The organism is Dactylosporangium fulvum (genome assembly GCF_025137375.1).
Lineage (GTDB): Bacteria > Actinomycetota > Actinomycetes > Mycobacteriales > Micromonosporaceae > Dactylosporangium > Dactylosporangium fulvum.
The window spans coordinates 209,616-235,227 of record NZ_CP073720.1 but is presented as its reverse complement, the minus strand read 5'-3'; the positions used below and the strand labels follow the sequence as shown (position 1 = coordinate 235,227).

Sequence of the window (25,612 nt, the reverse complement as noted above, 5' to 3'; positions counted from 1 at the left end):
CCCCGTCTTCGTCCCGGTTCGGCAGGCACCACAAACTGCAGGATCAACACGGAAGGGAAAGGGTCAGCGAGCGCCGGGGAACAGCTGGCGGTTGCGGTGCTCGGTCTCGAGATACCGCTGCATCGACTCGTCGAGCGCGACCTTGATGTCCTGCAGCATCAGCGCGAGATCGTTGCCGGCGCGCTCCCAGCCGGCCTGACGGACCGCATACGCCTCACGGGACTCGCCCTGCCAGCCCGCCGTGAGGCGCCGTCCGAGCTGCGAGACCTCGTCCAGGCGGGCGTTGAGCGTGTTGAGCGCGGTCTGGATGGACTGGCCGGCGTGCTGCATCGCGCCGAAGTCGACCACAAGGGTGTCGTCCATGAATGCTCTCCGATCAGCCGAGTGCGGACAGGTCGGTGCGGCCGACGCGACGGAAGCGGCTGTCGGCCTCGGTGTCGGTCATCGCGTAGTTCCGGCCGGCGGTCTTCAGCCCTTCGGCGGTTTCCAGGAGATTCTGGTTGAGCGCCTCCTGATCGGCCTTCCACGCGTGTTTGACCGCCTCGAAGGACCGGCCGCCGGCGCCCTGCCAGCCGCTCTTGGTGATCTCGAGCTCACGCATCAATGTGCTGAGCATGCTCTGCAGCTCCCCGTTGACCTGCTCGAACCGCTGCGCCGCCGCATTGAGCTCCGCCTGCTGGGCCTGCGTGGTCTGGACCACCGGCGCTCACCCCGTTTCTGAAGAAGACGACGGAATCGCAGCCGACCGTATCGGCAGTAACCGATGCCCCACCACCCCCGGTTCCCGCCTGTGGATAACTTCCGGCATATCGCCTTTATGATGTGCGGCATGGCGGAGGGCCGGTCGTTCATCAAGTGGGCCGGCGGCAAGACCCGCTATGCGGCGCAACTGGTCGCGATGGCTCCCCCGTTCACCGGCTGCTACTGGGAGCCGTTCATGGGCAGCGCCGCGGTCTTCTTCGAACTGCGCCCGGCCAAGGCGGTGCTGTCGGACGCGAACCCGGAACTGGTGGCGTGTTTCCGTGCCGTCGCCGCGGACCCCGAGGCCGTGATGGCCCACCTTGACGCGCTGCCCAACACGCCCGCGCAGTTCGCGGCGGTGCGCGCGCAGGATCCGGCGAGCCTCGGCGCCGCGGCCCGGGCGGCGCGCGTGATCTACCTGAACAAGACGGCGTTCCGCGGCCTGTGGCGGGTCAACCGGCGGGGCGGGTTCAACGTGCCCTACGGGGCCTACGACCGCCCGTACTACAACCGCGACACGCTGCTCGCCGCCGCAAAGGCGCTGGCCGGCGTCGACATCCGCGTGTGCGACTTCGCCGATCCGCTGCGTGAGGCGGCGGTCGGCGACTGGGTGTTCCTCGACCCGCCGTACCTGCCGGAGGGCGGCTTCGCCGACTTCAAGCGGTACACCCCGGGCCAGTTCCACGACGCCGACCACGAACGGCTGGCCGCGGCGATGCGTGACGCCTCCTCCCGCGGCGTGCTGCTGACGATGACAAACAGCGACACCGACGCGACCCGGCGGATCTACCACGATTTCCGGGCGACCCGCATGGCGACGCGGCGCGACATCAACCTGCGCGCCGCGGCGCGTACCTCGTCGGATCTGGTACTGACCAACTACTGAGGCTGGGCGGCCGCCGCAGGATCGAGCGCGGGGCCGGCCGGCAGGAGCCCGACCACCTCGCCCGGGACGGTGACCGGCTCCTGTCCCTGGTACCCGAGCGCGGGCAGCACACCCACGACGGGCAGCGCATGCCGGCGACCGACGTCGGTGACGAGTTGCAGCACCCCGGTGTCGGTGCGCACCAGCGCCCCGCTGCCCGGCGGCACGACGACCCGATCGGCGAGGACAGCGCCGTCCTTGCTCGCCGCGGCGGTGCCGACCGTGCGGGACAGGTCCGGCAGCACGCTGTCCGTCGTCAACTCCTGTCCGGTGCAGACGGTCTGCGGCCGGCCCTCGAACAGGTCCGGCACGGCGGCCGGCAGCGCGCCCTCGCCGCCCGGATCGGCCGCGAACGGCACGACCTGCCTGCCCTGCACCAGGCCGGAGAACTCGGCCGGGGTCAGCGGGATGAGATCCTTGCGGCCCTGCACCGCGGCCGTCTCCGGCGCGGCGAGCAGCAATGCGGCCTGCAGCGGGGTGACCGAGGCGAGCCCGCCCGCCGTCACCAGGAACGCGTCGACCCGGTCACCGGTGCGCACCCCGAAGAGCTGGCCGACGGTGCCGGCCGCGACACTCCGGCCCCGCCCCGGCACGGTCGGCGTGACCAGGTCGGTGCCGGACGGGACGGCGTGCAGGAACGCCTGCGCGACGGCCGTCTGCGGCCGGCCGGACCAGACGAGGGCGGGCAGCGCGGCACCGGGGCGGCGGATGAGGTGCTTGTGACCGTTCCGGATGAGGTACGTCTCCTGGGCCGGCCCGGTGACCAGGAGTCCCCGCTCGCCCAGCGGTGCGCCGCGGCCCGGCCGCCCGCCGACGAACACCGTCGCACCCTCCGGGCTCGAACACACCGTCCACGGCTCCTTGCGCAGGCCGGACGCCGCCGGCAGCGACGCCGGCGCTCCGGGGATGCCGAGCGGCGCACCGCGGGGCGCACCGGCCAGGGCGGCACGCGAGACGGTGACCGTCCGCACGTCGGCGGCGTTGAGGATGAGCAGCGCCGACGCCTGGTTGAGGACGGGATGGAGCACCTGGTCGCGGTACACGAACAGGGCGCCCGACTCCGCCTCGACGATGACCGCCTTGTCGTTGCGCCACTTGCCGGACGCGCCCGGCTTGAGCACGGCGTATGCGGCGGCGCCACCCACGCCGAGCGCGGCAAGCAGCGCACCGACCAGTGTCGCGCCGGCCACCCTGCGAAACGGCGACTGTGCGGGATCGGTCTCCCGCATGACGAGGGCGGCGATCACCCGCTGGACCATGAACTGGTACGAATGCAGCTGGTCCTGCCGCGACGGCATCGACCCCTCCGAAATTGTCGTATCGGCGCCCTACGATATGCCGCAGGTCGCATTGGCGGGGGGCGGTGTGAGACTCGGGACGCGGGTGGTGCTGGCACAGACGGCGATCGCCGTGTCGGTCGCGGCGTGGGTGGCCGGGCCCTACTGGGCCCTTGTCGCGCTGCCCGTCGCACTGGCGGCGGTGGTGCCCGCCGCGGGCGGTGCGCTGCCGCGCCGGCTCGGCGACACGTTCCGGTTCCGTGGGCGGCGCCGCATGTTGCCGGCGGGCGCCGGCGCGGCCGAGCTGCTCACGCTGGTCCGTCCGGGCGCCGCGACGACCTCGATCGAGGTCGACGGCGCGGACGTGGGCGTGTTCGAGGACACCGACGGGCTCGCCGCGGTCGTGCGGGTCGGCGACCTCACGGCGCTGCTCGGCGACGTCATGCCGCCGGTCCCCGCGCTCAGCTCCCTCCTGCCCGCACCGGCTCGCGACGTGCCCGAGGTCAGGCTGCAACTGCTGGTCACCGCGGTCACCGCGCCCGGACCGGCGGCCGGGGCGAGCCCTGCTGCGACGTCCTACCGGCAGCTGACCGACGGCCGGGTCCTCGCACACCAGCGGGTGCTGATCGGCGTCCGGGTCCGCCGGGCCGGCGGCTTTCGAAGACCGGATCTCGAGGAGGCCTTGACGGTGGCGGTGCGGCGTGTGTGCCGCCTGCTGGTCAAGGCCGGGCTGCCGGCGCGTCCGTTGTCGGCGGCGTCGGCGCTGGCCGCGCTGGCCGAGGCGGCGCACCACGATCCGGCCCACCCGGTGCGCGAGGCGTGGACCGGGGTGCAGGCCGGCGGGCTCCAGCAGGCCGTGTTCCGGTTGGAGCGCTGGCCCGACCAGGCACGGCTGACCGGACCGCTGTTGCGGCTGCCGACGTCCGGCACGGCGGTGTCGCTGACGGCCACCAGCCGTTCCACCGAGGCCGAGGTCACCGTGCGGCTGGCCGCTCCGACGGCGGCCGCGCTGGCCGGGGCGGTCACGGCCCTCGATCGGCTGGTTTCGGTCGCACAGGCCCGTGTGCGGCGGCTCGACGGCGCGCAGCTCGACGGGTTCGCCGCGACCCTGCCGCTCGGCGGCGGCGCGTCGAGCGACGACGCGGCCCTGGCCGGGCTGGTGGCCGGGCACGACACGCTGGTCGTCGGCGGCGGCCGGACGGTGCACGCGACGGCGGTGCGGCTCGCCGAGATCGAGCCGCCGATCGGCGGCGAGGGGCTGATGCTCGGCCGCAACCGGCACGGTGAGCCGGTGGTCGTCCGGCTGTTCCGCGCCGAGCCGACCCGGGCGGCGCTGATCGGCGGGCTGCGCTGTGCGGAGCTGCTGGTCCTGCGCGCGCTGGCGGTCGGCGCACAGGTCATCGTGCAGTCGACCCGGCCGCACGCCTGGGAGCCGTTCCTGCGCGGGCTGGGCAGCGGCGAGCCGGTCACGCTGGCCCCGGCGGGCCGCATCACGGAGCCGCCGGCGCCGACCTCGACCCGGCCACAGCTGCTGATCGTCGACGTCGGCCCGGTCTCGGGCCGGGGCGCGCCGGTGGTGGAGCGCGCCTGGCGGGCCACGCTGCTGGTCCGCGACGAGCTGACCCCGGCCGACGGTGACCTGCTCGCCCGGGTCGACCTCGCGCTGCTGCAACCGCTCTCCCCGCCGGAGGCGACGCTCGCGGCGAGAGCGCTCGGGCTCGGCGAGTCGGCCGGTTGGCTGACCCGCATCGGCCCGGAAATGCTCGGCGTGGTCGTCAGCCGACACACCGTGCGCTGGACCCGGCTGTCGACGACACCGATCGAGCGGCAACTGACCGGCGGCCCGGTCCGGTAGCAGCCGGAGGCAAAAAGTCCGGGAAGAATCGGTGATAGCGGGGTGTTCCGGGCTGGCACCGCCATGGCACGATCACCGGCATGGGAATCCTCATCCGGCTCGCTGTGAGCGCGTTCACGGTCTGGCTGGCCACGCTGGTGATTCCGGGCATCACCGTCGAGGGCACCACCGGTCGGAAGGTGCTCACGGTCGTCGCGGTCGCCGCGATCTTCGGCATCGTCAATGCGGTGCTGCGCCCGATCATCAAAACCATCGGCTGCTGGGCCTACATTCTGACGCTCGGCCTGGTCTCACTTGTCGTCAACGGCCTCCTGCTGCTGCTCACCAGCAAGATCGCTGAAACGCTCGACCTGTCGTTCAACGTCGACAAGTTCTGGCCGACGGCCGTGCTCGGCGCGCTGTTCATCGGCATCGTCAGCTGGCTGATCAACTTCCTCATCCCGGACGGCGGCGACCGCGACCGCAAGAGTCGGGACCGTCGTCAGGGCCCGCCGCCCCGCCAGCAGTACGGGCAGCAGTACGGGCAGCGTGGCGGTTACCAGGACTACCGCTGATCCCGGTGAGGGGTGGGCGGCTGTCCACCCCTTACGGTTGAGCCGTGGATCCGCTGCGCCGAGGCTATTTGTCCGCCCTGTTCGCCAACATCCTCTGGGGTGTCTTCCCGCTCTACTTCCGGGCGCTGCGCCCGGCGGGCGCCGTCGAGGTGCTCGCGCACCGCATCGTCTGGTCACTCGTGACGGTGGCGCTGATGCTGGCGGCCGTGTGGCGTTGGCGGCCGCTCGGCGCGCTCCTGCGCGACGGCAGGCGGCTGGCCGGGATCTCGGTCGCGGCACTGTTCATCGCCGTCAACTGGGGCGTCTACATCTACGCCGTCGACACCGAGCGGGTCATCGAGGCCTCCCTCGGGTACTTCATCAATCCCCTGTTTGTCATCCTGCTCGGCGTCCTCGTCCTGCGGGAGCGGTTGCGCCCGCTGCAGTGGATCGCTCTCGGCGTCGGCGCGGTCGCCGTGGTCGTGCTGAGCATCGACTACGGCCAGCTCCCCTGGATCGCGCTCACGCTGGCCGCGTCGTTCGGCTGCTACGGACTGATCAAGAAACGGCTCGGCCTGCCCGCCGCCGAAGGGCTGTTCCTCGAGTCCGCGGTGCTGACGCTGCCCGGCCTGGTGTACCTCACGTGGCTGACCGCGCACCACACGTCGACGTTCGGCACGGTGTCCGGCTGGCACACCGTGATGCTGGCGCTCAGTGGACTGCTCACGGCCATACCGCTGCTGCTGTTTGCGGAGGCCGCCAACCGCGTTCCGCTCTCCGGCCTCGGCATCCTGCAGTACCTGGCCCCGACGCTGCAGCTCCTGCTCGGCGTGGTCGTGTTCGCCGAGCCGCTGCCGCCGGGCCGGCTCGCCGGGTTCGTGATCGTGTGGTGCGCCCTCTCGATCTTCACCTGGGACGCGATCCGCACCACGCGCCGGACGCGAGCCGCGCAACGAGACGAGGCGGCCGCCGTCGCGGAGACGGCTGCCGCCCCAACCCTGTGAGTGAGACGAACGTGCTCAGGCCGTGAACAGCAACAGCGGCGTGTCGTCGCTCTTGCGGATCTCGACCCGCGCGATGTCGGCGCGCGGGATGTGACTGCGGGCCTTGAGGTCATACTCGTCGCCGTAGCCGGCCGTCCACGAGTCGAGCTCCTCGGCCTCGCCGCCCTTCGACACGACGACCAACTTGTAGGTCCCCTTGCCGTACCCGGCGGCGGCACCCGCCTTGTACTTGCACTGCATGCGCACCAGCGTGCCGCCGTCGATCGGCTCGAGCGCCAGGCCGGCGGTCACCGGCACCGATGACGCGACCTCCTGCATCGCCACGAAGTCCGGCGTCTCCGGCTGGCCGATGCCGGCGGCGCGCACGCCGAGCACCGCCAGGATGCCGAGACAGGCGGCGGCAAGCACGGTGCCGGCCAACTGCCAGCGCCGCCGGCGGCGGCGGCGGTCGGACCGTCGCCTGGGGTCGTCCCGGTCCAGGACCCGGGGCAGCAGGGGATCCACGGGGCTGCCGTTGACGGCCGCCTGGCCGCCGTCGGAGCCCGTCGCCTCGGTGGGGCCTGCCCAGCCGGCCGTGGCCTCGATGCCGCGGTCTTGCACCTGTGGTGCCGCCGTGTCGGGGTCGGCGTCCCCGGCTGTCCCGGCCGCCTCGGCGGCGGCCTGGTCGAGCCGCCCGAGCAGCCCCGGCAGGTCGGCGAACTGCGCCACCTCCGCGCGGCACTCCGCGCATCCGACGAGATGCCGCTCGTAGGCCTCGCGCTCCGGCGGCGACAGCGCCCCCAGCACGTACACCGCCGAGTCATGGAGGTGTTCACACCTCACCGCGTCACCCCCAACTGCTCCAGGACGAGCTTCAACGAACGCAGTGCGTAGTAGGTCCGCGACTTGACCGTGCCGGGTGGCACGCCCAGCCGCTCGGCGGCCTCGGCGACGGAGCGCCCCTGGTAGAAGCACTCCACCAGGACCTCGCGGTGCGGCCGGGAGAGCCGGGCCAGGGCCTCGGCCACGACCCAGGACTCCACCGCGCGCTCGGTCTCGTCGACGACCACCGGAGCCTCCGGCAGTTGGTCGGTGAAGACCTCGCCCACCCGCGTGGAGCGTCGCCGCCACGCGTCGATGGCCAGGTTCCGAGCGGTGGTGAAGAGCCAGGCACGGACCGAGCCGCGGGCCGGGTCGAGCGCGTCGGGGTGTTGCCAGGCCCGGAGCAGGGTCTCCTGCACCAGGTCCTCGGCGCGCTGACGGTCGCCGCCCGTCAGCCGCAGGGCATGGGCGAACAGCGCGTCTCCATGGTCCGTATGGAGCGCCTTCAGCAGGTCAGCATCGTCTCTACTCACGCTCGGTATGGTTCAAGCCCCTTCCACCTGCTTCTACGCACGAATACCCACAGCGGTTCAGCCCTGGTTCACATGTCGTGGACGTGACATCGCCCCAGTTGGCGGGGTGCTGCGGTAGACAGGCGTGGTCAGGCGGCGGCCTCGAACCGAGCCGGCCGATCCCGGAACGGCTCTACTGCTGCTCGGCGAACACCGTGGCCAGGTGGTGGGCGGCGGCCAGCAGGCGGGTGCGGACGACCTTCGCCGAGGACATCAGTTCGGCGGGCGGCAGCGCGCAGGCCAGCACGACCCGCCGCTCGGGATCGCGGTCGTTGACCACGACCACGGCCGCGCACGCGAGTCCCTGCCGGAACTGGCCGATCTCGATCTGCATGCCCCGCCGCTCGCCGGCGGCCAGGTCGGAGTCGAGTGCTTCGGGCGATGTCAGCGTCGCCGACGTGTACGCCCGCATCCCGGACTCCTTCAGAAACCGCCAGCGCTGATCGGGCGTCATGGTGGCGAGCAGCGCCTTGCCCAGCGCTGTGGCGTGGGCGGCCTCGTCGTAGCCGGGCACCAGGTCGTCGAACGGCGGCGTCCGCGGCCCCTCGGCCGACGCGGTGACGGCGATCCGTCCGCCGATGAACCGGCCGATGTAGTGGGTGTACCCGGTCTCGGCAGCCGCTCGCCGCAGGCGGTCGGTGACCGCACTCGGTCCGCGGAATGCGAGCACCAGTTCCCGGTAGCGGTCGGCGATCTCCAGCCCGACCACGTAGGTGCCGTTCTCGCGGCGGATGACGTAGCCCTCATAGGCGAGGGTTCGAACCAGGTGGTAGGTCGTCGCGACCGTGAACTCGCACCGTCTTGCGATCTGCTTCACCGTCAGACCGCGAGGTGACTGTCCCACCGCCTCCAGCACTCGTAGGGCCCTCGATACGCTCCGGATGAGATCCGAGGGTTCGGCTTGTGGATCCCGCACCGCCGCCCTCCCCAGCCGCAGCAGTAACTGGATTCACACCATATGAAACTGGAGACGCTCAACGGAACACTTTGATCATCTGTAGGGCGAGGTCGGGAGATGCCACCGACCAGCACATAGCGATGAATGCACCATACTGGACATCGTGATCGTGCCAGAGTATCTGCGACACGCCGTCTGCTGTGAGTAGATACCAATAGCCATCGTCGCTATCTGAGTAAGTAATGACCGTATCGATGAGTACTACACCGCCCCATGGCATTGCACCGCTCCTGGCTGTCATCGGGCCGTTGCGACTTGTCGTCGCACCGGGTATCGCCGCCATCCGGCATTGAGCAACGTGTACTGCACCACAATGGAGTCGGCACACGTGGTATCGCGAACGCTCCCAAGGGGGTCGTGAACCGATCCGCAGCCGGGCAGCAGCAACACCCGGCTCGGCCGCCGTGGACCACCGAGACGGGCACATCAGGCGGGTCGCTGCCCGCCCAGCCGAACCGCTCGGGCCGAGCCACCGTCCTGTGGCCATGTCGCCGGGCACTGAAGCAGGCCGTCACACCCTGACGGGCCCGGCTGGCCCGGGCCCACAAGGGCAGGCATGACGGCCCTACGACCGAACACACAGATGCAAAGGCCGGGCAGCGCCGCGCGACAACCGCGTCGCGGGCCCTCAGCGAGCCCTAGTTCGTGCGGTCCGCGATGAAGTCGCAGAGGGACTCGAGCGCCGTGCGGGCCGGCACGTGCGGAAGCGGGGCCAGAGAGGCACGAGCGCGGTCGGCATAGCCGCGGACCGTCTCACGGGCCTGCTTCAGCGCAGCCGACTCGCGCAGCAGGCCGAGCGCCTCGGCGTGCAAAGCGTCGTCGGTCACCGGACCCGCGGAAAGGATCTCCCGCAGCCGGACCGACGCCACGTCGTCGTCGGTCGAGGCCAACGCATACAGCACCGGGAGGGTCGGCACGCCCTCGCGCAGGTCGGTGCCCGGCGTCTTGCCGGACTGGGCGCTCTCGCTGGCGATGTCGATGAGGTCGTCGGAGAGCTGGAACGCGATGCCGAACGTCTCGGCGAACGTCGCCAGCGCCTCGATCTGCTCGGGCGTGCACCCGCCGAACATGCCGCCGAACCGCGCGCTCGTCGAGATCAGCGAGCCGGTCTTCTGCGAGATGACCCGCAGGTAGTGCGAGATCGCGTCCTCGCCGTCGAGCGGGCCGGCGGTCTCGGCGACCTGGCCGTGCACGAGCCGGGAGAAGGTGCTCGCCTGGATCTTGACCGCCTCGATGCCGAGGTCGGCCGCGAGGTCGGCGGCGCGGGCGAACAGGTAGTCGCCGATCAGGATCGCGAGCGCGTTGCCCCAGCGGGAGTTCACGCTGGGCGCGCCCCGGCGCACGGGCGCCTCGTCCATGACGTCGTCGTGATACAGGGTGGCCAGATGGGTGAGCTCGACGACGGCACCCGCGGTGATCACGTCACGGGAGGTCGGGTCACCGAAGTGCGCGGCCAGCCCCACCAGCAGCGGCCGGAACCGCTTGCCGCCGGCGTCGACGAGGTGCCGGGCCGCCTCGGTGACCAGCGGGTTCGCGCTGTGCACGGAGTCGACAAGCACCGCCTCGACGTCCCGCAGGATCGCCGTGACGCTGCTTTCCAGCTCCGGATCGGCGAAGGTCAAGCCGACGGAGGCACTCGACTGCACGGTTCCCGTACTCACCACAGCTCCAACCATGCCATACCCTCATCGGGCTCCTGATACAGGGACGTCCCCGCGTGGAAGGCCACGGGGGACGTCACTGTCATTGCGGTCTTACCTGAGGAAGGTACCGGCATTTTGGGTGACCTCGAGCAGCGCACCCGGTGCCACGCCCAGGACCAGCGTGGCGACCGCGCCGATGACGAGCGCGGCAGCGGTCATCGCGCCCGGGATGGACACCGCCGGCGTCGCCTCGCCCGGCTCGGACAGCCACATCATGACGACCACCCGCAGGTACGGGAACGCCAGAATCGCGCTGCTCACCACACCCGCGATCACCAACCAGGTCTGGTCGCCGTCGATGGCCGCGGCGAACACACCGAACTTGGCGGTGAAGCCGCTGGTGAGCGGAAGGCCGGCGAAGGCCAGCAGGATGAAGGTGAACAGCGACGCGTACAGCGGCGACCGCCGGCCCAGCCCGGCCCAGCGCGACAGGTGCGTGGCCTCCCCGTCGGCGTCACGGACCAGCGTGACCACGCCGAACGCGGCGAGGACGGTGAACCCGTACGCCACCAGGTAGAACATCGAGCTGGACAGGCCCTGCTCGTTGAGCGACAGCACGCCGACGAGCAGGTAACCCGCGTTGGCGATGGACGAGTAGGCCAGCAGCCGCTTGATGTCGGTCTGGGTGACCGCCAGGATCGCCCCGACGATCATGGTGAGAACCGCCACAGTGCCCAGCACCGGCTGGATGGTCCACTCGGTGCCCTTGAACCCGACGTACACCAGGCGCAGCAGCCCGCCGAACGCGGCGACCTTGGTGCAGGCCGCCATGAGCGCGGTGATCGGCGTCGGCGCACCCTGGTACACGTCCGGCGTCCACACGTGGAACGGCACCGCCGCGGCCTTGAAGAGCAGGCCGATCGCCAGCATCGCCAGGCCGACGTAGAGCAGGATGTCGTCGTTGGGCGACGTCGCGATCGCGACGTCGATCGCCTTGAAGTCCACCTGACCGGCGAAGCCGTAGACGAGCGCGATGCCGAACAGGAAGAACGCCGACGCGAACGAGCCCAGGAGGAAGTACTTCATCGCGGCCTCCTGCGACAGCAGCCGCCGGCGGCGGGCCAGCGCGCAGAGCAGGTAGAGCGGCAGCGAGAAGACCTCGAGCGCGATGAACATCGTCAACAGGTCGTTGGCCGTGCAGAACAGCAGCATGCCGGCGAGCGCGAACATCGTCAGCGGGAACACCTCGGTCGCGCCGTGGGCCCGCAGGGCCTGGTCCCGGTCGCGGTCGGTGTTGGCGGTGACCGCGGCCTGGGCGACAAACGCACCGCCCGGCTCGAGGGTCCGCTCACCGATCAGCAGCAGGGAGACGATGCCCAGCACGATGATCGCGCCGGACAGGAACAGCCCCGGCCCGTCGATGGCCACTGCGGTGTGCGCGGTGATGACCTCGGTGCTGCCCTGCCGGATCACCATCACCAGGGCGGCGACCAGGCCGAGCAGCGCCAGCGTCAGCTGGACCGTGTGCCGAACCCGCCGCGGAACGAAGCCCTCGACGAGGACCCCGATGCACGCGACGCCGAAGAGGATCAGCATCGGCGAGAGCGCCGCGTAATCCAGGTTCGGCAGTTGGAGTTTGTCGTTCACTTGCCGGCCTCCACGGTGCCTGCAATGGGCTTCGGGTCGGTCTTGCCGACATCCTGCATGGTTGCCTTCACCGCCGGATTGATCACGTCGATGACCGGCTTCGGGTAGAAGCCGAGCAGCAGGATCAGCGCGATCAGCGGGGTGACGACAACGGCCTCACGCAGCGACAGGTCGCGGCCCATCGCCTTGATCTCCAGCAGCTTCGGGTTCGGCGTGCCCTGCGTGGTCCGCTGGATCATCCACAGCACGTATCCCGCGGCGAGGACGATGCCGGCCGTCGCGATGATCGCCACCGTCTTGTTCACCGTGAACGTGCCGAGCAGCACGAGGAACTCGGAGATGAACGGCGACGTGCCCGGCAGCGCCAGCGAGGCGAGACCGGCGATGAAGAAGACCCCGGCGAGGACCGGCATCAGCTTGCCCGCGCCGCCGAAGTCGGTCACCAGTGCGCTGCCCCGGCGGGACACCAGCATGCCGACGACCAGGAACAGCAGGCCGGTCGCGAGGCCGTGGTTGACCATGTAGAGGACCGCACCCGTGCCGGCCTGCGTGGTGAAGGCGAAGATGCCGATACCGATGAAGCCGAAGTGGGCGATCGAGGTGTAGGACACCAGGCGCTTGAGGTCGTTCTGGCCGATGGCCACCAGCGCGCCGTAGATGATGCCGACGAGCGCCAGCGTGAGACCGAGCCAGGCGAAGTCCTTCGACGCGTTCGGGAACAGCGGCAGGCAGTACCGCAGGATGCCGAACGTGCCGACCTTGTCCAGCACGCCGACCAGCAGTGCCGCCGCACCCGCCGGCGCGGCGCCACCGGCGTCGGGCAGCCAGGTGTGGAACGGGAAGAACGGCGCCTTGATCGCGAAGGCGACGAAGAAGCCGAGGAACAGCCAGCGCTCGGTGTTGACCGAGAAGTCCGCCGAGACCAGCTGCTGCCAGTCGAACGTGTGGCCGCCGAGCACCCACAGCCCGACCACCGCGGCGAGCATGAACAGACCGCCGAGCAGCGAATACAGGAAGAACTTCACCGCCGCGTACTGCTTCTGGTGCCCGCCGTAGGAGCCGATCAGGAAGTACATCGGCACGAGCATGACCTCGAAGAACACGTAGAACAGGAACACGTCCTGCGCGGCGAAGACGCCGATCATCGTGCATTCGAGCGCGAGCAGCAGCGCGAAGTACGCCGGTACCGACCGCTTGCTCTTGTCGGCGTCGTGCCAGGAGGCCAGGATGACCACCGGCACGAGCAGCGCGATCAGCGCGATCATGACGAGCGCGATGCCGTCGATGGCGAACGTGAACTTGGCACCCCACTGCGGGATCCAGGTCCACGAGTCCTTCAGCTGGAACCGCTCCCCGCCGACGTCGAACTGCGTCCACAGCCCCACGGTCAGCGCCAGGACGACGACCGACCAGGCCAGCGCGGCGCGCTTGGCCAGCTCGGGCTTGTTCTTCGGCAGGAAGGCGATCCCCGCCGCGCCGACGAGCGGCGCGGCCGTGAGGACGGTCAGGTATGGGAAGTGGCTCATCCGAACCTCACCGCAAGCGTGGCGGCGACGACGAGCACTGCACCACCGAGGATTGACAGGGCGTAGGAACGCACGAACCCGGTCTGGGCCCGGCGTAGTCGGCCGGATCCGCCGCCGACGCCTGCGGCCAGGCCGTTGACCAGCCCGTCGATGCCGCGGTTGTCGAGGTAGACCAGCGCGCGGGTCAGGTAGCGGCCCGGCGCCTCGAAGACCGCCTCGTTGAAGGAGTCGGTGTAGAGGTTCTTGCGCGCGGCGGTGACCAACACACCGGCCGGCTGCTCCTCCAGGGCGGTGCCCTTGCGGAACAGCGCCCAGGCCAGACCCGCACCGATGAGCATGAGTGCGATCGACAGGATCGTGACCGTCGTGTGGCCGATGACGCCGTGCGCCTTCTCGGTCGGCTCGGGGCCGTAGACCGGGGTGAGCCACTCCTGCACGTTGCCGGTGAGGAGCATGCCGGCGAAGACCGAGCCGATCGCCAGCAGGATCAGCGGAACGGTCATGATGTACGGCGACTCGTGCGGGTGCTTGACGTCCTCGGTCCACCGCTTCGGGCCGTGGAAGGTGAGGATGAACAGCCGCGTCATGTAGAACGCGGTCAACCCCGCGCCCAGCAGCGCCGCGCCGCCGAAGACCCAGCCCTGCCAGCCCTCGCGCTCGAAGGCGGTGGCGATGATCGGCTCCTTCGAGAAGTAACCGGACAACGGCCACATGCCGATGATCGCGAGCCAGCCGGCGGCGAACGTCCAGTACGTGATCGGCATGATCCGCCACAGTCCGCCGAAGCGCCGGATGTTGACCTGGTCGTTCATGCCGTGCATGACCGACCCGGCGCCGAGGAACATGTTGGCCTTGAAGAAGCCGTGTGCCAGCAGGTGGATCAGCGCCAGCGCGTACGCCCCGCCGCCGAGTCCGACGCCGAGGAACATGTAGCCGATCTGGCTGACCGTCGACCAGGCCAGGACCCGCTTGATGTCGTCCTTCGCCGCGCCGATGATGCAGCCCATCAGCAGCGTGAGGGCGCCGACCGCGACGACGATCAGCTGCGCGGTCTCGTTCAGGTTGAAGATCGCGTGCGAGCGGGCGATCAGGTAGACGCCACCGGTGACCATCGTCGCGGCGTGGATCAGGGCGGAGACCGGGGTCGGGCCCTCCATGGCGTCGGGCAACCAGGCCTGCAGCGGGAACTGACCCGACTTGCCGGTCGCGCCGAGCAGCAGCAGGAGCGCCATCGCCAGGACCACGCCGCTGCTGAGGTTGTGCGCGTTGTTGAAGACCTCGTCGTAGTTCACCGTGCCGAGGTAGGCGAACATCATGAAGATGGCGATCGCGAACCCGGCGTCACCGACGCGGTTCATGAGGAACGCCTTCTTGCCGGCCGTCGCCGCGCTGGGCCGCAGGTACCAGAACGAGATCAGCAGGTAGGAGGCGAGACCCACGCCCTCCCAGCCGAAGTACAGCATCACGTAGTTGTTGCCGAGGACCAGCAACAGCATCGCCGCGATGAACAGGTTGAAGTACGCGAAGAACTTGCGTCGACCCGGGTCGTGCGCCATGTAGCCCACGGCGTACAGGTGGATCAGCGAACCGACACCCGTGATCAGCAGCACGAACATCGCCGACAGCGGGTCGAACAGCAGGCCCATGTCGACGTGGAAGTCCCCGACGCCGATGTAGTCCCACAGCTTGAGTTCGACACCGCTGCGGTTCTCCAGTCCGCGCAGCGTGAAGAAGTACGTCAGGCCGAGCACGAACGACGTGGCGACGCTGAGCACGCCGAGCCAGTGACCCCAACGGTCGGCCCGCTTGCCCAGCAGCAGCAGGATCGCTGCGCTGGCCAGCGGGATCGCCAGGAGCAGCCAGAACGTTCCCAGCCACCCGGTCGCCGCCGAGTAGGCGATTTCCTCCACCACCCGCTCCTTAGTACTTCAGCAGGTTCGCGTCGTCGACGCTGGCAGAGCGCCGAGTCCGGAAGATCGACATGATGATCGCCAGGCCGACGACGACCTCGGCCGCCGCCACGACCATGACGAAGAACGCCATGATCTGCCCGTCGAGCGTGCCGTTGATCCGGCTGAACGTGACCAGCACGAGGTTGGCCGCGTTCAGCATCAACTCGATGCACATGAACAGCACGATCGCGTTCCGGCGGATGAGCACACCGACCGCGCCGATCGTGAACAGGATCGCCGCGAGGACGATGTAGTACGTCGGAGTCACTTCTCGGTCCCCTTCGGTGCGACGTCGGCGGACGTCAACTCCCGGGTCGGGAGGATCTTGGAGATGCTGCGGTCCGCCGGCGTGCCGTCAGGCAGCCGCGCGGGCGTCGCCACCGAGTCGGAGGTGGCGAACACACCGGGGCCCGGCTTCGGCGCCGGGTAGTTGCCCGGGCGGAACCGCGCCACCATGCGCTCCGGCTGGCTGACCTTGTCTTCCTTGCGCTTCTCGATGTGGGCCAGGATCATCGCGCCCACCGCCGCCGTGATCAGCAGCGCCGAGGTGACCTCGAAGACGAAGACGTACTTGGTGAACAACAGCCGGGAGATGCCGATCACGTTGCCCGCCGAGTTGGCGTTCGCGAGGCCCTGCGGGGTGCTGCCGCCGAGCGCGCGGTACAGGCCGATGCCCAGCAGCAGCGCCAGGCCGATGCCCAGCGCCATGGCGGCCATCCGTTGTCCGCGCAATGTCTCGATCAGCGAGTCGGACGAGTCGCGACCGACGAGCATCAGCACGAACAGGAACAGCATCATGATCGCGCCGGTGTAGACGATGATCTGCACCATGCCGATGAACGGCCCGGCCTGCAGGACGTAGAACACGCCCAGGCAGAGCATGGTGATCACCAGGAACAGCGCGGAGTGCACCGCGTTGCGGGCCCACACCATGCCGATCGCACCCAGCACCGCGAACGGCGCGAGGACCCAGAAGGCGGCGGCCTCACCGCCCTTCACGTCGCCGGCCGCGGCCAGCAGCTGCAGTGAGAGGTTCACGAGCCGGCCCCCTTGTACCGCTCGGCGCCGGCCGAGGTGCCGGGGTTCTCCAGCGCGCCGACGTAGTAATCCTTCTCGGAGTCGCCGAGCCGCATGTCGTGCGGCGGGCGCTCCATCCCCGGCAGCAGCGGCGCGAGCAGCTGCTCCTTGGTGAAGATCAGGTCGCGGCGGTTGTCCCGGGCCAGCTCGTACTCGTTGCTCATGGTGAGCGAACGGGTCGGGCAGGCCTCGATACACAGGCCGCAGAAGATGCAGCGCGCGTAGTTGATCTGGTACGTCTGCGCATACCGCTCACCGGGCGAGAAGCGTGCCTCTTCGGTGTTGTCGGCGCCCTCGACGAAGATCGCGTCCGCGGGGCAGGCCCACGCGCACAGCTCGCAGCCGATGCATTTCTCGAGGCCGTCCGGCCACCGGTTGAGGATGTGCCGCCCGTGGTAGCGCGGTGCCGGAGGCTTGCGCTGCTCCGGGTACTCCTCGGTGACCACCTTCTTGAACATGTGCGAGAAGGTGACCCCGAAACCCTTCAGAGTCCCACCGATGCTCATGTTGTCAGCTCTCCTTGCCGGTCGAGACGGTCTCCCGCTCGACGATCACGCGCTTGGCCCGCGGGCTCGGCGGCACCTCGAGGTTCATCGGAGGCAGCGGGAAGCCGTTGGCACCGCCGACACGGCCGCCGGGGTCCGGCTTCGGCGCGTCGGCGAGGGGATCCTTGCGGCCGCGCTGCATGCCGACCATGACCAGCACGAGCAGAACCAGCACGACGATCCCGGTGATGACGCCGACCCGGCTGCCGGTGCCGAGCTCGCCCTTCTGCAGCAGGCGGATGCCGGACAGCGCCAGGATCCACACGAGGTTGGCCGGGATCAGCACCTTCCAGCCGAATCGCATGAACTGGTCGTACCGCAGCCGGGGCAGCGTGCCACGGAGCCACACGAAGACGAACAGCAGCAGCAGGACCTTGATGGTGAACCAGAGCACCGGCCACCAGCCGTGGTTCGCGCCGTCCCAGAGCGAGATCGGCCACGGCGCCCGCCAGCCGCCGAGGAACAGCGTCGCGCAGAGGCCGGAAACGGTGACCATGTTGATGTACTCGGCAAGGAAGAACAGTGCGAACTTCAGCGACGAGTATTCGGTGTGGAAGCCACCGACCAGCTCGGACTCGGCCTCGGGGAGGTCGAACGGCGCGCGGTTGGTCTCGCCGACCGCGGAGGTGAAGTAGATCAGGAAGCTCGGCAGCAGCAGGATCGCATACCAGGCCGGGGCGTCGAAGGTCCAGCTGCCGATGCCGATGGTGCCGTTGCCGGCCTGCGCCTCGACGATCCCCGAGGTCGACATCGTGCCGGCCACCAGGAAGACCGAGACGATGGACAGGCCCATCGCGACCTCATACGAGATCATCTGCGCGCTCGAGCGCAGACCGCCCAGCAGCGGGTAGGTCGAGCCGGAGGCCCAACCGCCCAGCACGATGCCGTAGATCCCCATCGACGAGCAGGCCAGCACCAGCAGCACCGCCACCGGGATGTCGGTGAGCTGCAGCGGCGACTGGTGGCCGAAGATCGACACCGTCGGGCCGAACGGCATGACCGAGAACGCGGTGAACGCGCAGATGGTCGAGATGACCGGCGCGAAGAAGAAGACGACCTTGTCGGCCATCTTCGGCATGATGTCTTCCTTGAACGCCAGCTTCAGGCCGTCGGCCAGCGACTGCAGCAGACCGAAGGGGCCGTTGCGGTTCGGGCCGGGCCGGACCTGCATCCGGGCGACGACGCGCCGCTCGTACCAGATGGCGAAGAGCGTCATGACGACCAGGAAGGCGAAGATCACGACGACCTTGGCGAGCACCAGCCACCAGGGGTCCTTGCCGAACTGGTCCAGGTTCCCGTACGCGAGAGGCGTCATTTTGCGCTACCCCCAGTGCTGATCTCGACCAGCGCGCCCTCGGCGACGCCGAGCGTGCGGCGCAGGGTCGAGCCCGGTGAGTTCGTCGGGATCCATACGACCCCGTCGACCATGTCGGTGACGAGCGCCGGCAGGGTGATCGCGCCCCGCTCGGTGCCGACCGTCACCGCGTCGCCGTCGACCACACCGAGGTCGGCCGCGGTGCTCTTGGAGATCCGGACTACGGCGGGGCGGGCGGTGCCGGCCAGGTGGCCGTCGCCGTCCTGCAGCGAGCCGTTGTCGATCAGGTGGTGCCAGGAGGCGAGGATCGCCTGGCCGCTGGCCGGCTGGACGACCGTGCCGGGCGCCACCGACGGAGCGGTGCCCCGGACGCTGGTGCCGGCACCGACCAGGCCGGCCGTCGCCGTGCCCGGCAGCGGCAGCTGGGCCAGCGCGGCGAGCTCCGCGCGAACCGCGGTGACGTCGCTGACGCCCAGCTGGACGCCCAACTCGCGGGCCAGCGTGTCGAGCACGCGCGCGTCGCTCATCGCCGGGGTCTTGAGCACGGTGCCGAACGGCCGGACCCGGCCCTCCCAGTTGACGAAGGAGCCGCTCTTCTCGGCCGCCGCGGCGACCGGGAAGACGACGTCGGCCCGCTTGGTGACGGCGCTCGCCCGCAGCTCCAGGCTGACCACGAACCCGACGTTGTCGAGGGCCTCCTCGGCCGCCAGCGGGTCGGCCAGGTCGGCCGGGTCGACGCCGGCGACGAGCAGCGCGCCGAGCCGGCCCTCGCGGGCGGCGGCGGCGATGCCGTCGGTGTCACGGCCGGAGGCGCTGGGCAGCACGCCCGCGTCGAGGCCCCACGCCGCCGCGACCTCGCTGCGCGCGGCCGGGTCGAAGACCGGGCGACCGCCGGGGAGCAGGGTCGGCAGCGCGCCGGCCTCGACAGCGCCCCGGTCGCCGGCACGGCGGGGAACCCACGCGAGCCGGGCGCCGGTGGACTCGGCGAGCTGCGCCGCGGCGGACAGGCCGCCTTCGACGCTCGCGAGCCGCTCGCCGACGAACAGGATCGCGCCCTCCGCCGACAGCGCCTCGCGCAGCTGCTCGGACGCGCCGAGCACCTCCGCCTCGGCACCCGGTGCGGTGAGGATGACGGTGGAGCCGAGCTTCTCGAACCCGCGGCTGACGAACGGCGCGACGGCGTAACTGGCCAGGCCGCGCTTGAGGTAGGTCTTGCGGGTCCGCAGGAAGATGATCGGGCACTCCTCCTCGGGCTCCAGCCCGACGAAGACGACCGCGGGGGCCCGCTCGATGTCGGCGTAGGTGACCTCGGCCCGGCCCACGACGTGCGAGCCGAGGAACTCGGTCTCCTCGGTCGACAGCGGCCGGGCGCGGAAGTCGATGTCGTTGGTGCCGAGCGCGACGCGGGCGAACTTCGAGTACGCGTATGCGTCCTCGACCGTCAGCCGGCCACCGGCCAGGACACCGACGCCGCCGTTGTCCTTCGCCGCCGCCAGGCCGGCCGCCGCGGTGGCGATCGCCTCGGGCCAGCTCGCCGCACGCAGCTCGCCGGTCTTGGCGTCACGCACCAGCGGTGTGGTCAGGCGGTCGTTGGCGTTGACGTACTGGAAGGCGAACCGGCCCTTGTCGCAGTTCCACTCTTCGTTGACCGCCGGGTCGTCGCCGGCCAGGCGGCGCATGACCTTGCCGCGGCGGTGGTCGGCCCGCTGGTCGCAGCCGGCCGCGCAGTGCTCGCACATGTTCGGCGTCGACACCAGGTCGAAGGGCCGGGCACGGAAGCGGTACTGCGAGCTGGTCAGCGCGCCGACCGGGCAGATCTGGATGGTGTTGCCGGAGAAGTAGGAGTTGAACGGCGCGTCGTCGCCCGGCGAGTCGGGGTCGCCGCGGAAGACGCCGATCTGCTCGTTGGACGAGCGCTCCATCAGGTCGATGAACCTGTCACCGGCGATCTCGTCGGAGAACCGGGTGCAGCGCTGGCAGAGCACGCACCGCTCGCGGTCGAGCAGCACCTGCGTGCTGATCGGCAGCGGCTTCGGGTATTCCCGCTTGTGCTCGACGAACCGCGACTCCGCCTGACCGTTGCTCATCGCCTGGTTCTGCAGCGGGCACTCGCCGCCCTTGTCACACACCGGGCAGTCGAGCGGGTGGTTGATCAGGAGGAACTCCATGATGCCCTCTTGGGCCTTCTTGGCCACGTCGGAGGTCACCTGGGTCCGTACGACCATGCCCTCGGCCACCGGCTGCGTGCAGGACGCCACCGGCTTGCGCTGACCCTCGATGTCGACCAGACACTGCCGGCAGGCACCGGCCGGGGCCAGCAGCGGGTGGTCGCAGAAGCGCGGGATCGAGATGCCCATCTGCTCGGCGACCCGGATGACGAGTGCACCCTTGGGCGCCTCGACCTCGATGCCGTCGATCGTCAGCTTGACGGTGTCAACCTTGGGAACCACGTCGGTCATCAGTGGGCTCCTACCAGCTCGCCCTTGAACATCGGGGCCTTACGGCCCTCGATGTAGTCCAGGTAGTCCTGCTTGAAGTACTTGATCGAGGACGTCACCGGGCTGGTCGCACCGTCACCGAGCGCGCAGAACGAGCGGCCCAGCAGGTTGTCGCAGGCGTCCAGCAGGGTGTCGAGATCCCGGTGGGTGCCCTGGCCGGCAAGGATACGGTGCAGGATCCGCACCATCCAGTAGTTGCCCTCGCGGCACGGGGTGCACTTGCCGCAGGACTCGTGGTGGTAGAACGCGATCCAGCGGTAGGTCGCGTAGACGATGTCGTCCTGGTCGGAGAAGACCTGGACGGCGGTGGTGCCGAGCATCGTGCCGACGCCCGCCATGCCCTCGAAGTCCATGGGCGTGTCGAGGTGCTCGTCGGTGAGCATCGGGGTCGAAGAGCCGCCCGGCGTCCAGAACTTCAGCTTGTGACCGGGCTGCATGCCGCCCGCCAGGTCGATGAGCTGCCGCAGCGTGACGCCGAGGCCGCACTCGTACTGGCCCGGGTTGTTGACCCGCCCGGAGATCGAGTAGATCTTCGGGCCCGGCGACTTCTCGCTGCCCATGCTGCGGAACCACTGGGAGCCGCCGAGCACGATGTAGGGCACGCTGGCGATCGTCTCGACGTTGTTGACGACCGTCGGCGAGGCGTAGAGCCCGTGCGTCGCCGGGAAGGGCGGGCGCAGCCGGGGCTGTCCGCGATACCCCTCCAGGGAGTCGAGCAGCGCTGTCTCCTCGCCGCAGATGTAGGCGCCGGCTCCGCTGTGGACGACAACGTCGAGGTCGAAGCCGCTGCCCAGGATGTTGGTGCCCAGGTAGCCCTTGGCGTAGGCCTGCTGGACCGCGGCGCGCAGCCGGCGGGCCGCGTGGACCGCCTCGCCACGGATGTAGATCGCGGCGAAGTTGGCCCGGATCGCGTAGGAGGCGATGATGACGCCTTCGACCAGCGCGTGCGGGTCGGCCATCATCAGCGGCAGGTCCTTGCAGGTGCCCGGCTCGCCCTCGTCGGCGTTGACGACCAGGTAGTGCGGCTTGCCGTCGTTCTGCGGGATGAAGCCCCACTTCATGCCGGTCGGGAAGCCGGCGCCGCCACGTCCGCGCAGGCCCGAGTCCTTGACCAGCTGGATCAGCTCGTCCGGGTGGGCCTTCAGCGCCTTGCGCAGTGCGGTGTAGCCGTCGAGGCGCTCGTAGACGTCGATCTTCCACGCGTCAGGCGACAGCCAGCGCTTGGTGAGCACCGGCGTCAGCTTCGACAGCGACTCCTGCGAGGGCTGGTAGTCGAGGGTCACTTGGCCTCCTTCTGCGGCAGCGGACCGTCACCTGCCGGCTTCGCGTCGGAGGCGGGCTTCGGCGCGGTCTCCGGCGCCTTGGGTGGCGGCGCGTCGGCCTTCTTGGCGATCGGCGTCTCCGGGTCGAACCCGGGGACGGCGATCGCGAACCGCTCGGCGAGCCGGTTGCCGGCCAGCGTCGGGCCACCCGCGGTGCCTTCGGCGACGACCTCGTCGCCGCGGTCGTCGGCGAAGCCGGCGAGCTGCACCGCCATCTCCTTCAGCGTGCACAGTCGCGTGCCGCGGGTCGGCTGCGGGCGCTCGCCGTTCTGCAGCTGCTTGACCAGGTCCAGCGCGCTGTCCTCGGTGACCTGGTCGAAGAACTCGTAGTTGACCGTCATCACGGGCGCGTAGTCGCAGGCCGCCAGGCACTCGGAGTGCTCCAGCGTGATCCGCCCGTCGGCGGTCGTCTCGTCGTGACCGACCCCGAGGTAGTCGCTCAGGGCCTGGTAGGCCTTGTCGCCGCCGAGCACACCGCACATGGTGTTGGTGCAGACGCTGACCAGCCAGTCGCCGGTCGGCTTGCGCTTGTACATGGTGTAGAACGTCGCCACCGCGCCGACCTCGGCCTTGGTCAAGCCGAGCACCTCCGCGCAGAACGAGATGCCGTCCGCGGAGACGTACCCCTCTTCCGACTGCACCAGGTGCAGCAGCGGCAGCAGCGCGGAGCGCGAGCGGCCCTCGGGGTAGCGAGCGATGATCTGACGCGCGCGGTCGCGCGTGACCTCACTGAACACCATTAACGATCACACCCACCCATGACGGGGTCGAGCGAGGCGCCGCCCACGATGACGTCGGCGAGGAGCCCGCCTTCGGCCATTGCCGGGATCGCCTGCAGATTGACGAAGCTGGGCTCGCGGTAGTGCACGCGGAAGGGGCGCGTGCCTCCGTCGGAGACGGCGTGCACGCCGAGCTCGCCGCGGGGCGCCTCGATCGGCACGTAGACCTGACCGGGCGGGACCCGGAAGCCCTCGGTCACCAGCTTGAAGTGATGGATCAGGGCCTCCATGGACTGGCCCATGATCTTCGCGACGTGCTCCAGCGAGTTGCCGAGGCCGTCGCCGCCGACGGCCAGCTGCGCAGGCCACGCGATCTTCTTGTCGCCGATCATGATCGGGCCCGGCTCCAGGCGGTCCATCGCCTGCCGGATGATCTTGACCGATTCCCGCATCTCGTTGAGCCGGACCTTGTAGCGGCCCCACGCGTCACCGGTCGGCTCGGTGGGCACCGCGAAGTCGTAGGTCTCGTACCCGAGATACGGCTGCGTCTTGCGGAGGTCCCAGGCCAGGCCGGCGGAGCGCAGCACCGGACCGGTGATGCCCAGCGCCAGGCAGCCGGCCACGTCGAGGACGGCCACGCCCTGCGTGCGCTCCCGCCAGATGGTGTTGCCGGAGAGCAGGTCCTCGTACATGTCGATGCGCTCGGGCATCCACTCGAGGAACTCGCGGATCTTCGCCGCCGCCTCGTCCGGCAGGTCCTGCGCCAGGCCGCCCGGGCGGACATACGCGTGGTTCATCCGCAGGCCGGTGACCAGCTCGAAGATGTCGAGGACATACTCCCGCTCACGGAAGCCGTAGATCATCATCGACAGGGCGCCGAGCTCCATGCCCGTCGTGGCCAGCCACACCAGGTGGGACGAGACCCGGTTGAGCTCCATCATCAGGATCCGGATCGTCTTCGCCCGCTCGGTGATCTGGTCCTCGATGCCGAGCAGCTTCTCGACCGCCACGCAGTAGGCGGTCTCGTTGAAAATCGGCGCGAGGTAGTCCATGCGCGTGACGAACGTCGAGCCCTGCGTCCAGTTGCGGAACTCGAGGTTCTTCTCGATGCCGGTGTGCAGGTAGCCGATGACGGTGCGCGCCTCGATGACCGTCTCGCCTTCCAGCTCGAGCACCAGGCGGAGCACGCCGTGCGTCGACGGGTGCTGCGGCCCCATGTTGACGACGATGCGCTCCTCGGAGCCGGCCTCGTTGACGACCGTGTCCCAGTCGCCGCCGGTGACGGTGAAGACCCGGCCCTCGGTGGTCTCGCGCGAGCTCGCGTAATCGGTGGTCACTGGTAACTCCTCCGCTGGTCCGGCGGTGGGATCTCCGCGCCCTTGTACTCGACCGGCACGCCGCCGAGCGGGTAGTCCTTCCGCTGCGGGAAGCCCTCCCAGTCGTCCGGCATGAGGATCCGGGTCAGGTTGGGGTGGCCGTCGAAGATGACGCCGAACATGTCGTAGGTCTCGCGCTCCTGCCAGTCAGCGGTCGGGTAGACCTGGGTGACACTCGGCAGGTGCGGATCCTCGGCGGTCACGGCCGCCTCGAGGCGGACCCGGCGGCGGAACGTCAGCGACGTCAGGTGATACGTCACGTGCAGCCGGCGGCCGTCGGAGCCGAGGTAGTCGACGCCGGAGACGGAGGAGCACAGCTCGAACCGCAGGGCCGGGTCGTCACGCATGGCCTGGCAGACCTCGGCGATGCGCTCGGGCACGATGTGCAGCGTCAGCTCACCGCGGTCGACCACGATCCGCTCGATCGCGTCGTTAAAGCCGGCGTAGGCCTCTTCGAGCGCGTCGACGACCTCGTCGAACTCCCCGCCGAACGGCCGGGGCGAGTCGAGCTCCACCGCACGGCGCCGCCGGAGACCGCCGAAGCCGGACGTGTCACCGGTCCCCTGCACGCCGAACATGCCCCGCCCGGCACCGTTCGACGGCGGCTGCTGCGCGGCGGCGCCCAGCTCGGCGCCGACCGGCTCTACCTCAGTCACTTCGTACCTCCGGACAGGTTCGCCCGCTCTTCCATCCACTTCTGGATGCGCAGCTGCTCTTCGCTCCCTTGCGCGGCGGCCTTGATCCACTCGGCGCGCTTCGCCTTGTCGAACCGGTAGCTCGACGGCATCGCGCCGGGGGCCACCACCGGGGCACCGTCGCGCTCGATCCGCGCCTCGATCGCGCGGCGGCGCCGGTCGCCCAGCGGCTCGGCCATGACCTTGTCATGCAGCCGCAGGATCGCGTCGATCAGCATCTCCGGCCGCGGCGGGCAGCCCGGCAGATACATGTCGACGGGCACAATGTGATCGACACCCTGGACGATCGCGTAGTTGTTGAACATGCCGCCGCTCGACGCGCAGACGCCCATCGAGAGCACCCACTTGGGCTCGGGCATCTGGTCGTAGATCTGGCGCAGGACCGGGGCCATCTTCTGGCTCACGCGGCCGGCGACGATCATCAGGTCGGCCTGGCGCGGGCTGGCCCGGAAGACCTCCATGCCGAAGCGCGCCAGGTCGTAGCGTGCCGCGCCGGTCGCCATCATCTCGATGGCGCAGCAGGCCAGGCCGAACGTGGCCGGCCAGAAGCTCGCCTTACGCGACCAGTTGACCAGCTTCTCGACGGTGGTCAGCAGGACGCCGGTCGGTACCTTTTCCTCGATGCCCATGG

Annotated in this window: 23 protein-coding genes and 1 pseudogene; 4 read left to right on the top strand and 20 right to left on the bottom strand. The window is 69.9% G+C overall.

Features of this window, described 5'->3' with window-relative positions; all coding sequences use genetic code 11:
* Positions 1–63: 63 nt before the first annotated feature.
* A complete protein-coding gene (locus tag Dfulv_RS01125) occupies positions 64–363 on the bottom strand; it encodes a WXG100 family type VII secretion target (RefSeq protein WP_259860722.1) in 300 nt (99 codons plus the stop codon).
* A 13-nt stretch (positions 364–376) separates the two neighbouring features.
* Positions 377–700, bottom strand: coding sequence for a WXG100 family type VII secretion target (locus tag Dfulv_RS01120; protein WP_259860721.1), 324 nt, complete (start codon positions 698–700; stop codon positions 377–379).
* Positions 701–829: 129 nt separating this feature from the next.
* Between Dfulv_RS01120 and Dfulv_RS01115 the strand changes: the two genes are divergently transcribed.
* The gene (locus Dfulv_RS01115) at positions 830–1,627 is read left to right on the top strand and encodes a DNA adenine methylase (protein ID WP_259860720.1); all 798 of its coding nucleotides are present in this window, start codon (positions 830–832) and stop codon (positions 1,625–1,627) included.
* Here Dfulv_RS01115 and eccB read toward each other — a convergent pair.
* The gene (eccB, locus tag Dfulv_RS01110) at positions 1,621–2,964 is read right to left on the bottom strand and encodes a type VII secretion protein EccB (RefSeq protein WP_259860719.1); all 1,344 of its coding nucleotides are present in this window, start codon (positions 2,962–2,964) and stop codon (positions 1,621–1,623) included. The two genes, Dfulv_RS01115 and eccB, sit on opposite strands and share 7 nt — an antisense overlap.
* A 67-nt stretch (positions 2,965–3,031) precedes the next feature.
* Here eccB and Dfulv_RS01105 point away from each other — a divergent pair, with 67 nt between their 5' ends.
* The 3 genes and pseudogenes from Dfulv_RS01105 to rarD all read left to right on the top strand — a co-directional run bounded on the left by Dfulv_RS01105 (position 3,032) and on the right by rarD (position 6,335).
* On the top strand, positions 3,032–4,798 hold the full coding sequence (locus Dfulv_RS01105; protein ID WP_259860718.1) for a type VII secretion protein EccE: 1,767 nt from the start codon (positions 3,032–3,034) through the stop codon (positions 4,796–4,798).
* 80 nt (positions 4,799–4,878) lie between these two features.
* Positions 4,879–5,259, top strand: a pseudogene (locus Dfulv_RS01100) (phage holin family protein); the annotation flags it as partial.
* 137 nt (positions 5,260–5,396) lie between these two features.
* Positions 5,397–6,335: an EamA family transporter RarD gene (rarD, locus tag Dfulv_RS01095; protein ID WP_259860717.1), complete on the top strand. Its 939-nt coding sequence runs from the start codon at positions 5,397–5,399 to the stop codon at positions 6,333–6,335.
* A gap of 15 nt (positions 6,336–6,350) precedes the next feature.
* On the opposite strand, the gene Dfulv_RS01090 is transcribed toward rarD, so the two are convergent.
* The 17 genes from Dfulv_RS01090 to Dfulv_RS01010 all read right to left on the bottom strand — a co-directional run bounded on the left by Dfulv_RS01090 (position 6,351) and on the right by Dfulv_RS01010 (position 25,610).
* The gene (locus Dfulv_RS01090; protein ID WP_259860716.1) at positions 6,351–7,157 is read right to left on the bottom strand and encodes an anti-sigma factor family protein; all 807 of its coding nucleotides are present in this window, start codon (positions 7,155–7,157) and stop codon (positions 6,351–6,353) included.
* Positions 7,154–7,648, bottom strand: a complete 495-nt coding sequence (locus Dfulv_RS01085) for a sigma-70 family RNA polymerase sigma factor (RefSeq protein ID WP_259867320.1) — start codon at positions 7,646–7,648, stop codon at positions 7,154–7,156. Before Dfulv_RS01085 ends, Dfulv_RS01090 begins: the two co-directional genes overlap by 4 nt.
* A gap of 193 nt (positions 7,649–7,841) precedes the next feature.
* Positions 7,842–8,624, bottom strand: a complete 783-nt coding sequence (locus tag Dfulv_RS01080) for an IclR family transcriptional regulator (RefSeq protein ID WP_259860714.1) — start codon at positions 8,622–8,624, stop codon at positions 7,842–7,844.
* A 680-nt stretch (positions 8,625–9,304) separates the two neighbouring features.
* Positions 9,305–10,342, bottom strand: coding sequence for a polyprenyl synthetase family protein (locus tag Dfulv_RS01075; protein ID WP_259860713.1), 1,038 nt, complete (start codon positions 10,340–10,342; stop codon positions 9,305–9,307).
* A gap of 78 nt (positions 10,343–10,420) precedes the next feature.
* On the bottom strand, positions 10,421–11,905 hold the full coding sequence (gene nuoN / locus Dfulv_RS01070) for an NADH-quinone oxidoreductase subunit NuoN (RefSeq protein ID WP_259867318.1): 1,485 nt from the start codon (positions 11,903–11,905) through the stop codon (positions 10,421–10,423).
* Positions 11,906–11,952: 47 nt separating this feature from the next.
* Complete coding sequence (locus Dfulv_RS01065) at positions 11,953–13,482, bottom strand: NADH-quinone oxidoreductase subunit M (RefSeq protein WP_259860712.1); 1,530 nt, start codon at positions 13,480–13,482, stop codon at positions 11,953–11,955.
* Complete coding sequence (gene nuoL / locus Dfulv_RS01060; protein ID WP_406567914.1) at positions 13,479–15,392, bottom strand: NADH-quinone oxidoreductase subunit L; 1,914 nt, start codon at positions 15,390–15,392, stop codon at positions 13,479–13,481. The genes Dfulv_RS01065 and nuoL overlap by 4 nt, the downstream gene beginning before the upstream one ends.
* Positions 15,393–15,402: 10 nt before the next feature.
* Positions 15,403–15,702 (bottom strand): NADH-quinone oxidoreductase subunit NuoK, encoded by a 300-nt coding sequence (gene nuoK / locus Dfulv_RS01055; RefSeq protein ID WP_259860710.1) that lies wholly within the window; start codon positions 15,700–15,702, stop codon positions 15,403–15,405.
* Positions 15,699–16,472 (bottom strand): NADH-quinone oxidoreductase subunit J, encoded by a 774-nt coding sequence (locus tag Dfulv_RS01050; protein ID WP_259860709.1) that lies wholly within the window; start codon positions 16,470–16,472, stop codon positions 15,699–15,701. The genes nuoK and Dfulv_RS01050 overlap by 4 nt, the downstream gene beginning before the upstream one ends.
* The gene (nuoI, locus tag Dfulv_RS01045; protein ID WP_313899987.1) at positions 16,469–17,017 is read right to left on the bottom strand and encodes an NADH-quinone oxidoreductase subunit NuoI; all 549 of its coding nucleotides are present in this window, start codon (positions 17,015–17,017) and stop codon (positions 16,469–16,471) included. Before nuoI ends, Dfulv_RS01050 begins: the two co-directional genes overlap by 4 nt.
* 4 nt (positions 17,018–17,021) lie before the next feature.
* Complete coding sequence (nuoH, locus tag Dfulv_RS01040; RefSeq protein WP_259860708.1) at positions 17,022–18,371, bottom strand: NADH-quinone oxidoreductase subunit NuoH; 1,350 nt, start codon at positions 18,369–18,371, stop codon at positions 17,022–17,024.
* Complete coding sequence (locus tag Dfulv_RS01035; protein WP_259860707.1) at positions 18,368–20,830, bottom strand: NADH-quinone oxidoreductase subunit G; 2,463 nt, start codon at positions 20,828–20,830, stop codon at positions 18,368–18,370. The genes nuoH and Dfulv_RS01035 overlap by 4 nt, the downstream gene beginning before the upstream one ends.
* Entirely contained in the window at positions 20,830–22,152 is a 1,323-nt protein-coding gene (nuoF, locus tag Dfulv_RS01030; protein ID WP_259860706.1) for an NADH-quinone oxidoreductase subunit NuoF, read from the bottom strand. The genes Dfulv_RS01035 and nuoF overlap by 1 nt, the downstream gene beginning before the upstream one ends.
* Positions 22,149–22,931 (bottom strand): NADH-quinone oxidoreductase subunit NuoE, encoded by a 783-nt coding sequence (nuoE, locus tag Dfulv_RS01025; protein WP_259860705.1) that lies wholly within the window; start codon positions 22,929–22,931, stop codon positions 22,149–22,151. The genes nuoF and nuoE overlap by 4 nt, the downstream gene beginning before the upstream one ends.
* Positions 22,931–24,247: an NADH-quinone oxidoreductase subunit D gene (locus tag Dfulv_RS01020; protein ID WP_259860704.1), complete on the bottom strand. Its 1,317-nt coding sequence runs from the start codon at positions 24,245–24,247 to the stop codon at positions 22,931–22,933. Before Dfulv_RS01020 ends, nuoE begins: the two co-directional genes overlap by 1 nt.
* Positions 24,244–24,942, bottom strand: coding sequence for an NADH-quinone oxidoreductase subunit C (locus Dfulv_RS01015; protein ID WP_406567913.1), 699 nt, complete (start codon positions 24,940–24,942; stop codon positions 24,244–24,246). The genes Dfulv_RS01020 and Dfulv_RS01015 overlap by 4 nt, the downstream gene beginning before the upstream one ends.
* Entirely contained in the window at positions 24,939–25,610 is a 672-nt protein-coding gene (locus tag Dfulv_RS01010) for a NuoB/complex I 20 kDa subunit family protein (protein ID WP_259860703.1), read from the bottom strand. Before Dfulv_RS01010 ends, Dfulv_RS01015 begins: the two co-directional genes overlap by 4 nt.
* Positions 25,611–25,612: the final 2 nt, after the last annotated feature.

Coding starts and splice junctions, on each gene's coding strand:
- Dfulv_RS01065 (WP_259860712.1), bottom strand. CDS start 13,482: ATGAGCCACTTCCCATACCTGACCGTCCTCACGGCCGCGCCGCTCGTC.
- Dfulv_RS01010 (WP_259860703.1), bottom strand. CDS start 25,610: ATGGGCATCGAGGAAAAGGTACCGACCGGCGTCCTGCTGACCACCGTC.
- Dfulv_RS01115 (WP_259860720.1), top strand. CDS start 830: ATGGCGGAGGGCCGGTCGTTCATCAAGTGGGCCGGCGGCAAGACCCGC.
- nuoE (WP_259860705.1), bottom strand. CDS start 22,931: ATGGTGTTCAGTGAGGTCACGCGCGACCGCGCGCGTCAGATCATCGCT.
- eccB (WP_259860719.1), bottom strand. CDS start 2,964: ATGCCGTCGCGGCAGGACCAGCTGCATTCGTACCAGTTCATGGTCCAG.
- Dfulv_RS01035 (WP_259860707.1), bottom strand. CDS start 20,830: ATGACCGACGTGGTTCCCAAGGTTGACACCGTCAAGCTGACGATCGAC.
- nuoH (WP_259860708.1), bottom strand. CDS start 18,371: ATGACGCCTCTCGCGTACGGGAACCTGGACCAGTTCGGCAAGGACCCC.
- nuoI (WP_313899987.1), bottom strand. CDS start 17,017: ATGAGCATCGGTGGGACTCTGAAGGGTTTCGGGGTCACCTTCTCGCAC.
- Dfulv_RS01125 (WP_259860722.1), bottom strand. CDS start 363: ATGGACGACACCCTTGTGGTCGACTTCGGCGCGATGCAGCACGCCGGC.
- nuoN (WP_259867318.1), bottom strand. CDS start 11,905: ATGCTGATCCTCTTCGGCGTCGCGTGCATCGGGGTCCTCGTCGAGGGC.
- Dfulv_RS01075 (WP_259860713.1), bottom strand. CDS start 10,342: ATGGTTGGAGCTGTGGTGAGTACGGGAACCGTGCAGTCGAGTGCCTCC.